The sequence below is a fragment of the Rhodopila globiformis genome (genome assembly GCF_002937115.1).
GTDB classification, from domain to species: domain Bacteria; phylum Pseudomonadota; class Alphaproteobacteria; order Acetobacterales; family Acetobacteraceae; genus Rhodopila; species Rhodopila globiformis.
In genome coordinates, this window is record NZ_NHRY01000123.1 from 1 (window position 1) to 10,542 (window position 10,542).

Here is a 10,542-nt window from a genome sequence, read left to right on the forward strand (position 1 = left end):
ACAGAAAACACCCCCGCCCCCGCTCCCAGCGTGTTGCGTGCTCGGACACCCCATGTTAGACGCCCCCCGCCGGTTCGCCGGACGATCCCAATTTATCGCCCGTGCCACCTCGGCCCGGCCTAACTAAATGGAAAGAAACGTGGCGTCTGCGGCTACGACAATCGCATCCGGGGGCGGCCTGGCGGATCGCTATGCTGCCGCGCTTTACTCCTATGCCGAGGACAATCATGCGCTCGACACCGTCGTGTCGCAAATGGAATCCCTCGGCCAGCTCATCGACAGCAGCGCCGATTTCCGCCGCCTGCTGGCCTCGCCGCTGATCGACGTGAACACCGCCAACAAGGCCATCCATGCGGTGCTGGAGCAGGAAGGCTTCGGCAAGGAAGTGCGCGACTTCGTCGGAGTCGTCGCCACCAACCGCCGCCTGAACGCCCTGCGCGACATCGTCCACGCCTTCGCCACCCTGGTGGCCGATCGGCGGGGCATCGTCACCGCTTATGTTGCCTCGGCGCATCCGCTGAACGACGTGCAGCGCCAGCAGTTGCGCGCCCGCCTGATCGAGGCCGGCTACGGCAACGTCAATATCAATGAGCGGGTCGACGGCGACCTGCTCGGCGGCCTCGTCGTCCGCGTCGGCGCCCGACTCTACGACACCAGTTTGAAATCCCGCTTGCAACGCTTGCAGTACGCCATGAAGGGAGCCGCGTAATATGGAGATCCGCCCAGCAGAGATCTCGGAGATCCTGAAGAAGCAGATCGCCGCGTTCGATACCGAAGCCAATGTCGCCGAGACGGGCCAGGTTCTGTCCGTCGGCGACGGTATTGCCCGCGTATTCGGCCTCCAGAACGTGATGGCCGGTGAGATGGTGGAGTTCCCCTCCGCCGGCATCCGCGGCATGGCGCTGAACCTGGAAACCGACAACGTCGGCGTCGTGATCTTCGGCGACGACCGCCAGATCCGTGAAGGCGACACCGTCTCCCGCACCGGCAGCATCGTGGAAGTCCCCGTCGGTCCCGGCCTGCTCGGGCGCGTGGTCGATGGCCTGGGCAACCCGATCGACGGCAAGGGGCCGATCGCATCCACCGAGAGCCGCCGCGTCGAGGTGAAGGCGCCGGGGATCATCCCGCGCAAGTCGGTGCACGAGCCGATGCAGACCGGCCTGAAGGCGATCGACGCGCTGATCCCCATCGGCCGCGGCCAGCGCGAGCTGATCATCGGCGACCGCCAGACCGGCAAGACCGCGGTGATCATCGACACGATCATCAACCAGAAGGGCATCAACGCCTCCGGTGACACCAAGAAGGCGCTGATCTGCATCTACGTCGCCATCGGCCAGAAGCGCTCCACCGTCGCCCAGCTCGTGCGCACGCTGGAGGAGAACGGCGCGCTGCAGTACTCCATCGTCGTCGCCGCCACCGCCTCGGAACCCGCGCCGCTGCAGTTCCTGGCGCCGTACACCGGCTGCACCATGGGCGAGTATTTCCGCGACAACGGCCAGCACGCGGTCATCTTCTATGACGACCTGTCGAAGCAGGCCGTCGCCTATCGCCAGATGTCGCTGCTGCTGCGCCGTCCGCCGGGCCGCGAGGCATACCCGGGCGACGTGTTCTACCTGCACTCCCGCCTGCTGGAACGCGCCGCGAAGATGAACGAGGACCACGGGTCCGGTTCGCTGACGGCGCTGCCGGTGATCGAGACGCAGGCCGGCGACGTGTCCGCCTACATCCCGACCAACGTCATCTCCATCACCGACGGCCAGATCTTCCTGGAGACCGAGCTGTTCTTCCGCGGCATCCGCCCGGCGGTGAACGTCGGCCTGTCGGTGTCCCGCGTCGGCTCCGCCGCGCAGGTCAAGGCGATGAAGCAGGTTGCCGGCCGCATCAAGCTGGAACTGGCGCAGTATCGTGAAATGGCGGCGTTCGCGCAGTTCGCCTCGGACCTCGATGCCTCGACCCAGCAGCTGCTGGCCCGCGGCTCGCGCCTGACGGAACTGCTGAAGCAGCCGCAGTACAACCCGCTGCCGATCGAGGAGCAGGTGGTGGCGATCTTCGCCGGCGTCCGCGGCTACCTGGACAGGATCGATGTCGGCCGTGTCGGCGCGTTCGAGTCGCAGTTCATCTCGGCCCTGAAGTCGCAGAAGCCCGAAATCCTGGAGGCGATCCGCACCCAGCTCGAGCTGAAGCCGGACACCGAGAAGGCGCTGACGGCGTTCCTCGACAGCTTCGCCAAGTCGTTCAGCTAAGGGTCACACCGCGACATGCCCAGCCTGAAGGCTCTTCGGACACGCATCAACAGCGTGAAATCGACGCAGAAGATCACCTCCGCCATGAAGATGGTGGCGGCGTCGAAGCTGCGTCGTGCCCAGCAGCAGGCCGAAGCCGCGCGTCCGTATGCCGAGCGGATGGACCGCATGTTGCGGGCCCTGGCGGCGTCGGTCACCGATTCGCCAACGGCGCCGCCGCTGCTGGTCGGCACCGGCAAGGACCAGACGCATCTGCTGATCCCGGTCACCGCGGACCGCGGCCTGGCCGGGGCGTTCAACAGCAACATCGGCCGCGCCACCCGCAACCTGGCGCGGCGGCTGGAGGCCGAAGGCAAGACGGTGAAGATCCTCACCGTCGGCCGCAAGGGGCGCGACTACCTGCGCCGCGAACTGGCCAGCCGTCTGGTGGGTGAGGTCAGCTTCGCTGGCAAGCGCAAGCTGGAGTTCACCGACGCGGCCGATATCGCCGCGCGCGTCACGGCGATGCTGGCGGCCGGCGAGATCGACGTGGCGACGATCGTGTACAACCGCTTCCAGTCGGTGATCTCGCAGATCGTGACCGAACAGCAGATCATTCCGGCCCCGCCGCCCCCCGAAGGCGAGACGGTGGATCTGGGCGGCGCGGTCTATGAGTTCGAGCCGGACGAGGAAACCATCTTGGCACGGCTGCTGCCGCAGGCGCTGGGTATCCAGGTTTACCGCGCCCTGCTGGAGAGTTCGGCGGGCGAGCACGGCGCGCGGATGACCGCGATGGACAACGCCACCCGCAACGCCGGCGACATGATCAAGCGGCTGAGCCTGAACTACAACCGCGCCCGCCAGGCGAACATCACCAAGGAACTGATCGAGATCATCTCCGGCGCCGAAGCCGTCTGATCTGCGACCTGCTGGAATCGAAGGAAGAACATCATGGCAAGCAACATTGTCGGTCGCGTGACCCAGGTGCTCGGGGCGGTCGTGGACGTGCAGTTCGACGGCGACCTGCCGTTCATCCTGAACGCGCTGACCTGCAAGATTGGCGACCGCACCCTGGTGCTGGAAGTGGCGCAGGAACTGGGCGAGCGCACCGTGCGCTGCATCGCGATGGACAGCACCGACGGCATGGTGCGCGGCCAGGAAGTGACGGACACCGGCGCGGCGATCTCGGTGCCGGTCGGGCCGGAGACGCTGGGCCGCATCATGAACGTCATCGGCGAGCCGATTGATGAGAAGGGGCCGCTGAAGACCAAGCTGACCTACCCGATCCACCGCGCGGCGCCGACCTTCGAGGAGCAGGCGACGTCGGCCGAGATCCTGGTCACCGGCATCAAGGTCGTCGACCTGCTCTGCCCCTACCTGAAGGGCGGCAAGGTCGGCCTGTTCGGCGGCGCCGGCGTGGGCAAGACCGTGCTGATCCAGGAGCTGATCAACAACATCGCCAAGGCGCATGGTGGCGTGTCGGTGTTCGCCGGCGTGGGTGAGCGCACCCGCGAGGGCAACGATCTGTACCACGAAATGATCGACGCCGGCGTCATCAAGATGGACGAGCACCACAACCTTCAGGAAGGCTCGAAGGTGGCGCTGGTCTATGGCCAGATGAACGAGCCGCCGGGCGCCCGCGCGCGCGTCGGCCTGTCGGGCCTGACGGTGGCGGAATACTTCCGCGACGAGGAAGGCCAGGACGTGCTGTTCTTCGTGGACAACATCTTCCGCTTCACCCAGGCGGGCGCGGAAGTGTCCGCTCTGCTGGGCCGCATCCCGTCCGCGGTGGGTTACCAGCCGACGCTGGCGACCGACATGGGCGCGCTGCAGGAGCGGATCACCTCGACCAACAAGGGCTCGATCACCTCGGTGCAGGCGATCTACGTGCCAGCGGACGACCTGACCGACCCGGCGCCGGCCACGTCCTTCGCCCACCTGGACGCCACGACGGTGCTTTCGCGCCAGATCGCCGAGCTGGGCATCTATCCGGCGGTGGACCCGCTGGACTCCACCTCGCGTTCGCTGGACCCGCGGATCGTCGGTGAGGAGCACTACCAGGTGGCGCGCGAGACGCAGCGCATCCTGCAGACCTACAAGTCGCTGCAGGACATCATCGCCATCCTGGGCATGGACGAGCTGTCGGAAGAGGACAAGCTGGTGGTGGCCCGCGCGCGCAAGATCCAGCGCTTCCTGTCGCAGCCGTTCCACGTGGCGGAAGTGTTCACCGGCTTCCCCGGCAAGCTGGTGCCGGTGGCGGACACGGTGCGCAGCTTCAAGGCGATCTGCGCGGGCGAATACGACCACCTGCCGGAGGCCGCCTTCTACATGGTTGGCACCATCGAGGAAGCCGTCGCCAAGGCCGAGAGCCTGAAGGCGAAGGCGTAAGCCCATGGCGGTTGCGCTGGAGATCGTCAGCCCGGAGAAGCTGCTGCTGTCCCGTCCGGTGGACATGGTGGTAATCCCGGCGTCGGAAGGCGATATCGGCGTGCTGGAAGGGCACTCGCCGATGATCGTGATGCTGCGCGGCGGCACGATCGACCTGTATGAGGCCGACAAGGTCATCGACAGGCTGTTCGTCAGCAGCGGCTTCGCCGAGATCACGCCGGAGCGGTGCACCGTGCTGGCGAACCAGGCGCTGCCGCTGGACGAGGTGAAGAAGGCCGAGGCCGAGAAGCTGCTGGCCGAGGCCGAGGCGGCGTACGAGGCCGCGGACAAGAAGGATCCGGCGGTCGAGGAAGAGGCCATGGACCGGGTGCAGTCGGCCCGGGCGATGGTCGAGGTCGCAAGCTGAGGCTGGCGGACCGGGTTGAGACGGAAAGGCCGGGCGAGGAGCCCGGCCTTTTTGATTGTAAAGTTCGCTTTGCCCGTGCCGTACAGGCACGTCCGATGCTACTGTTCCGTCAGGAGGGCGCGATGTCGGAGGCAAAGCAGCCCGCGCACTGGACCTGGGAAGCCTATCTGGACTGGGAAGCGCAGCAGTCAAACCGCTACGAACTCGTGGACGGCCAGGTCCATGCCATGGGCGGCGGGACGGCCGAACACGACACCATCGCCAACAATCTACGGGGTGAGCTGCGGGCACGGATGCGCGGCAAGCCATGTCGGCCACACGGTCCGGACCTGAAGGTTAAGGCGGGACGGGATGGCCGCTACCCCGATGCACTGATCGACTGCGGCCCGCGCGTCCCGGGCGCGCTGCATGCGCAGGAACCGGTGGCCGTTTTCGAGGTATTGTCCAAGAGTACCGCGTGGATCGACCAGAACCTGAAACTGCGCGACTACGACGCAACACCGTCAATTCGTTACTACATCCTGATCAGCCAGGACGAGATGCGGGCCATGATTTACACGCGGGATCGGGACGGAAGACTGGGCATCCACAGCGCTGTTCTACTCGAAGGGGTGGATGCTTCGGTCGAAATCGCCGAGTTTGATCTGACGCTGCCGTTTCCCACTCTCTACGAAGGGATCGAATTCACATCCGGCCGCGCATCGGCCCGCTGACCGGCCTGCGCTGACACATTACGAAGTCCGTGCCGGGGCAAGCCTCAAACCAGCAGCCTCTCGGTCTCTGCGCGATCATCCGGCGCGGGTGCGTCATCCAGTGCGCGGGCCCCGCAGGAGCGCAGAAAACCGGCGATCGCATCATAAGCGGCGGGCGTGCGCGTGCGATCACCCGCATCGCCAAACGGGACGAAGATCACCGTCTCGTAGCGCGCGCGGGTCAGCAAGACACGATAGGTATTGATCTGGTTGGCGATCGCTTCCGCCTGCCGGCAGATCTGCCAGTCGGTGCCGCGGAAACTGCGCACGCGCCAGTCCATGCGGCCGGGCTCTCGGATCAGGTCCGCGTCCCAGCACAGGCCGACATAGTCCAGCTCGAGTCCCTGGCAACTGAACTCGGTCGCCACCACTTCCAGCGCGTCGGAGGCACGCACGTCGTGCGGGAACCTGTCCAGGAACCAGTGCGCAACAGCCGAGGCGTCCATATGCGGCAATTCCGCTCCCAAACCCTCCGCCCGCAGCCGCGCGCCGCCGGAGCTTGCGAGCAGCCCCGTTCGCCGCAGCCCGCGTGCATGCATGCGCAACCAACTGCGCATGAGGCTCGCATCGCGGGTGAGCAGAAATGGCAGGGTCCCGGTTTCCATGGCGATCGCCGCCGCGGCATCCGCATCGCCTGCCAGTACCTGGTCCACCCAAGCGGTCGCCGCGGTGCTGCGGATCTGGCGGAGCGATACGTTCAGGTGCAGCGCGGCAACCACTCGCAGGTCAGGCAGGTCTCCCAGGCGCTGGCGCGGGTCGGTCGTGCTCAGCAGGTCCGGCGCCGCCCGCACGCGCCAGGCAATGCCGTTGGCGGCGGCTTCACGCAGCGCGTCACCCCACTCGGCCAGGCCACCTTCGCCGGCATGGATTTCCTGTCCGCCGCCCACCAGACAGACGACGGCGCAGAAGCCGTTGTGCCGCTGCATCGTCTCCAGCAGGTGAGCCGGCTCCGAACGGGTAAGTCGCACCGCTTTGTCGCGTGTCTTCGCCATCGCCCAGGCAGCCGACCAGCAGCGTTGCGCCTCGTCGATCACCACGATGCACTCGGCCGGTGCATGTGTTTCGTTTGCCACGTAGTGGTCGCGGAACTTCGGCAGTGCCTGGATGGCGCTTGTCATCTTCCGGCTGGCATCGCCACGCTTCGCGCCGAACGCAACGGCGTCGCGCGTCAGCGCCTCGCGCAGCACATGCACCAGCGTTGGGTTGCCGGTCAGGTAGGTTCCACGCCCTGCATGGTCTGATCCGAAAATCGTATTGAGGCCACACAGCGTTTTGCCCGCGCCGGGAATGCCGGTGACGAACAGGATCAGGCGCTGTCCGTCTGCGCGTGCCCGGGCAATCTCCATCAGGATCGCGTCCGTGGTGGCATGGAGATTGTCTGCGTCGCTGCGAGCCGCGCGGATCTCCGCCACACCATGCTTCGCATACAGCATGCAGGCTGCGTCCACGATTGTCGGCACCGGCCGGTAGGGTGCGTCCAGCCACGCGGCAGCATCAAGAGGCTTTGCGACTTGCGCGAAATGACGATCCAGTTCCTGCAACAGAGCAGACAAGGTTTGTGCGCTCGCGTCCAGGGGCGGCGTGACGCCATGGCACAGCGGCAACGGCAAGGATTCCTGTCTGACCGTCGCATGTTCGGCGACCAGGATCGGCACGATCGGATTGGCGCGCGAGCCGGCATGGAAATCATGCAGGTCAATCGCATAATCCTCGACCTGCCGCCGATCGGCCAGCGTGTGAGCCGTGGCGCCTGCCTTGATTTCCAGGACCAGGATGGCCCGTCCGGTCAGCAGGATCACGTCCGGGCGGTGCCCCAGCCGCAGCATCGGGTATTCCAGCAACACGTGCCACCCGGCTGCTTCCGGCAGGGCCCGCAACGCCAGCTGAAGCATGGTGATCGTTGCTTCCCATGCGCGAAGCTGCTGTGCCTCGTTCAGGCGGAAATGCCGGATCTGCGCAACGGCGAGGGTGCCGGTGATTTTGGCAGGCGGTGTTTGCAGGAATTCGCTGGCCGTGCCGCACCAGAAGGAAGCCATGGATAATCCGAGACAGCAATGTACTCATACAAAAGCATGTTTTGAAACTGCCACGCAACGGCAATCCTCTTTGCGCCGCTATCTCCCTTCCAGTTCTGTGCCATGGACCAAAGCCGGCGGGCGCCGCTACGGCGCCAGGGTTCTGATCTGCAGGACCGTCTGCGCAAGACACGATTATGGACCGAGCAAGAGAGTCCTTTCCCCCGGCTACTCGATCCGGACCTGCTTTTCTTCCGCAGGCACCCGGGGGCGAGACCACCGGTGCCGACGGCCGGCATGATGCGCAGCATCAGGTCGACAGGCGTCAATGCAGCATCCAACGAAGCATTGTTCAGGATTTCGGCCCGGTCTAGGCTCCGCCGAGTGGAAAATCCAAGGCATGATCGATGGCCAAATTCGACAGAATCACCTGCATTCCGACGATCCTCAACGGCCAGCCGACCATCCGCGGCATGCGGCTGTCAGTCCGTCGGGTCATCGAGGCCCTTGCGATCTATCCGAACTGGGACGATCTGCGCCGCGAATACCCCGAACTGGAGCCGAAGGATATCCGCCAGGTGCTGGGATTCGCCGCACGGAACCTGGATGAAAGCGTCCAGCCACTGGAAATCGTGTGAAACGCCTGCTGCCCGACCAGGGCCTGCCGCGGTCGGCAGCGTCCCTGCTGACGCAAAGTGGCTGGGACGTGATCCACGTCTCCGAGATCGGCATGAGCCGCGCCGATGACGTGGACGTGCTCAGTCGAGGCCGGGCCGAAGGGCGCATCTGCGTCACCCTCGATGCCGATTTCCATGCGCTGCTTGCCACCAGCGGCGAGCGCACACCCTCCGTCATCCGTATCCGAAAGGAAGGCCTTGACGCAGTCAACCCGAACCACTCGTAACGAGTTCCACAACGGAGGCTTCCCATGCCGGTCGAACGGCGCACTCTTCTCAAACTGGGCGGCATATCCCTGATTGGCATCCCCGGCATACGGCCGGCCCTCGCCCAGGCCGCCGCCGCACCCAGGCCCGACTACACCATCGACATCGGCCACGGCCTCGCTGAACTTGCCCCCGACCAGATCATCTCCACCACGCTCTACAACGGCCAGTTCCCCGGCCCCCTGCTGCGGTTCCACGAGGGCCGGGAAACCACTGTGGACATCCGCAACAACACCGATCATCCCGAAGTGCTGCACTGGCACGGGCAGAAAATCCCCGTCGCCGTTGACGGCGCCATGGAGGAAGGCACGCCGCTGATCCCGCCCGGCGGCACCGTCCGCGAAACGTTTACCCCGGGCCCGAGCGGCTTCCGCTTCTACCACACCCACATGCGGGCCGGATCGGACCTCAGCCGCGGCCAGTATTCCGGCCTGGTCGGCCCCGTCTACATAGAACCGAAACAGAACCCCGGCGCCTACGACCAGGAAATCTTCCTGGTGCTGAAGGAGTTCGGCCCCACCTTCAGCCGCGGCGGCGACATGGACATGGACTTCCTCGCCGGCGCAGAGATCCAAAGCCTCAAGGACGCCGGCGAGGCCGCCATGCAGGCCTCCCTGAAGCGCGGCCAGCCCAAGGGCTACGAGGTCGGCTACCAGTTCTTCACCATCAACGGCCGCATGCTCGGCCACGGCGAGCCGATCCGCGTCCGGCAGGGGCAACGGGTGCTGTTCCACATCCTGAACGGCAGCGCGACCGAGATCCGCAGCCTGGCCATGGCCGGGCACAGCTTCCGCGTCGTCGCCATGGACGGCAACCCGGTGGCGCACCCGGCCGAGGTGCCCGTGCTATGGATCGGCACCGCCGAGCGCATCTCCGCCGTCGTCGAAATGAACCATCCCGGCGTGTTCATCCTCGGCGACCTGGCCGACGACGACCGCGCCCACGGCATGGGGATCGTCGTCGAGTATGCCGGTTCAGGCGGCAAGCCGCAGTGGCAGGCGCCGCCTCCGTTCAAATGGGACTACACGCTGTTCGGCACGTCGCAGCCCGCCGCGCAGCCCGACCACGTGTTCGACATGGTGTTCGCCAAGCACAACGCCGCCGCCAACGGCTTCAACCGCTGGACCATCAACGGCACCGCCTATCCGGACACGATGCGCCCGCAGCCGCCGATCCTGCACCTGGCCGCCGGCCGCCGCTACCGCCTGCACCTGCGCAATCAGAGCGACGACATCCACCCGATCCACCTGCACCGGCACAGCTTCGAACTGACCCGGATCGCCGGCAAGCCGACCAGCGGCGTGATCAAGGACGTCGTCATGCTGGGCGGCTACCAGGAAGCCGAGGTCGATTTCGTCGCCGACGACCCGGGTGCGACGCTGTTCCACTGCCACCAGCAGTTGCACATGGACTTTGGCTTCATGGCGTTGTTCGACTACGAGAACCCCGTCTGATCCCGCCGGCCGGTGGCAAGGCCGCGCCCGGAATCGCGTCCCGGCGCGACGCTCCGCCTCATGCTGCCATGAAGAGGCCTTCATTCCGGCCGGTTTTGCGTTGACCCATTGGCGGCATATGTGGTCGTACGTTCCGATGACACGTGCCGTCCTGATCCTGACCGGACTCCTGACCCTCGCCCTGGCGCTGCCGGCGGGGGCGCAGACGCCAGCGCGCCAGGAGGCGCCACCGCCGCAGCCTGCCATGTCGGCCGATCAGGCGCGCATGGCGCTGGAGGTGCTGAACGATCCCGCCAAGCGCGCCGCCGTCGCCGCGACGCTGAACGCCATCGTCAAGACCCAGCCCGCCGCCACCCATGCC

General features: G+C 66.1%; 11 protein-coding genes. 10 read left to right on the forward strand and 1 reads right to left on the reverse strand.

The genetic code is table 11. The features are described from left to right. Positions 1 to 127: 127 nt before the first annotated feature. The 6 genes from CCS01_RS11945 (at position 128) to CCS01_RS11970 (ending at position 5,729) form a co-directional block, all read left to right on the forward strand. Entirely contained in the window at positions 128 to 709 is a 582-nt protein-coding gene (locus CCS01_RS11945; RefSeq protein ID WP_104519050.1) for a F0F1 ATP synthase subunit delta, read from the forward strand. A gap of 1 nt (position 710) precedes the next feature. Next, positions 711 to 2,243, forward strand: coding sequence for a F0F1 ATP synthase subunit alpha (atpA, locus tag CCS01_RS11950; protein WP_104519051.1), 1,533 nt, complete (start codon positions 711 to 713; stop codon positions 2,241 to 2,243). A 15-nt stretch (positions 2,244 to 2,258) separates the two neighbouring features. Continuing rightward, the gene (locus tag CCS01_RS11955; protein ID WP_104519052.1) at positions 2,259 to 3,140 is read left to right on the forward strand and encodes a F0F1 ATP synthase subunit gamma; all 882 of its coding nucleotides are present in this window, start codon (positions 2,259 to 2,261) and stop codon (positions 3,138 to 3,140) included. A 33-nt stretch (positions 3,141 to 3,173) separates the two neighbouring features. Beyond that, positions 3,174 to 4,610: a F0F1 ATP synthase subunit beta gene (gene atpD / locus CCS01_RS11960; RefSeq protein WP_104519053.1), complete on the forward strand. Its 1,437-nt coding sequence runs from the start codon at positions 3,174 to 3,176 to the stop codon at positions 4,608 to 4,610. Between the two features lie 4 nt (positions 4,611 to 4,614). Next, positions 4,615 to 5,016 carry an ATP synthase F1 subunit epsilon gene (gene atpC / locus CCS01_RS11965; protein ID WP_104519054.1) on the forward strand — a complete coding sequence of 134 codons (402 nt, stop codon included), beginning with the start codon at positions 4,615 to 4,617 and terminating at the stop codon, positions 5,014 to 5,016. Positions 5,017 to 5,111: 95 nt separating this feature from the next. Continuing rightward, a complete protein-coding gene (locus tag CCS01_RS11970) occupies positions 5,112 to 5,729 on the forward strand; it encodes a Uma2 family endonuclease (protein ID WP_104519055.1) in 618 nt (205 codons plus the stop codon). Between the two features lie 44 nt (positions 5,730 to 5,773). On the opposite strand, the gene CCS01_RS11975 is transcribed toward CCS01_RS11970, so the two are convergent. Continuing rightward, the gene (locus tag CCS01_RS11975; RefSeq protein ID WP_239992127.1) at positions 5,774 to 7,594 is read right to left on the reverse strand and encodes a DUF2075 domain-containing protein; all 1,821 of its coding nucleotides are present in this window, start codon (positions 7,592 to 7,594) and stop codon (positions 5,774 to 5,776) included. Between the two features lie 596 nt (positions 7,595 to 8,190). On the opposite strand from CCS01_RS11975, the gene CCS01_RS11980 reads away from it, so the two are divergent. From CCS01_RS11980 to CCS01_RS11995, 4 genes are all read left to right on the forward strand, one after another. After that, positions 8,191 to 8,421, forward strand: coding sequence for a DUF433 domain-containing protein (locus tag CCS01_RS11980; RefSeq protein ID WP_104519057.1), 231 nt, complete (start codon positions 8,191 to 8,193; stop codon positions 8,419 to 8,421). Beyond that, complete coding sequence (locus CCS01_RS11985) at positions 8,418 to 8,687, forward strand: DUF5615 family PIN-like protein (protein WP_104519058.1); 270 nt, start codon at positions 8,418 to 8,420, stop codon at positions 8,685 to 8,687. Before CCS01_RS11980 ends, CCS01_RS11985 begins: the two co-directional genes overlap by 4 nt. A 24-nt stretch (positions 8,688 to 8,711) precedes the next feature. Then, complete coding sequence (locus CCS01_RS11990; RefSeq protein ID WP_104519059.1) at positions 8,712 to 10,181, forward strand: multicopper oxidase family protein; 1,470 nt, start codon at positions 8,712 to 8,714, stop codon at positions 10,179 to 10,181. A gap of 136 nt (positions 10,182 to 10,317) precedes the next feature. Beyond that, a partial coding sequence (locus CCS01_RS11995; protein WP_146101705.1) for a hypothetical protein occupies positions 10,318 to 10,542 on the forward strand: 225 nt, incomplete at its 3' end.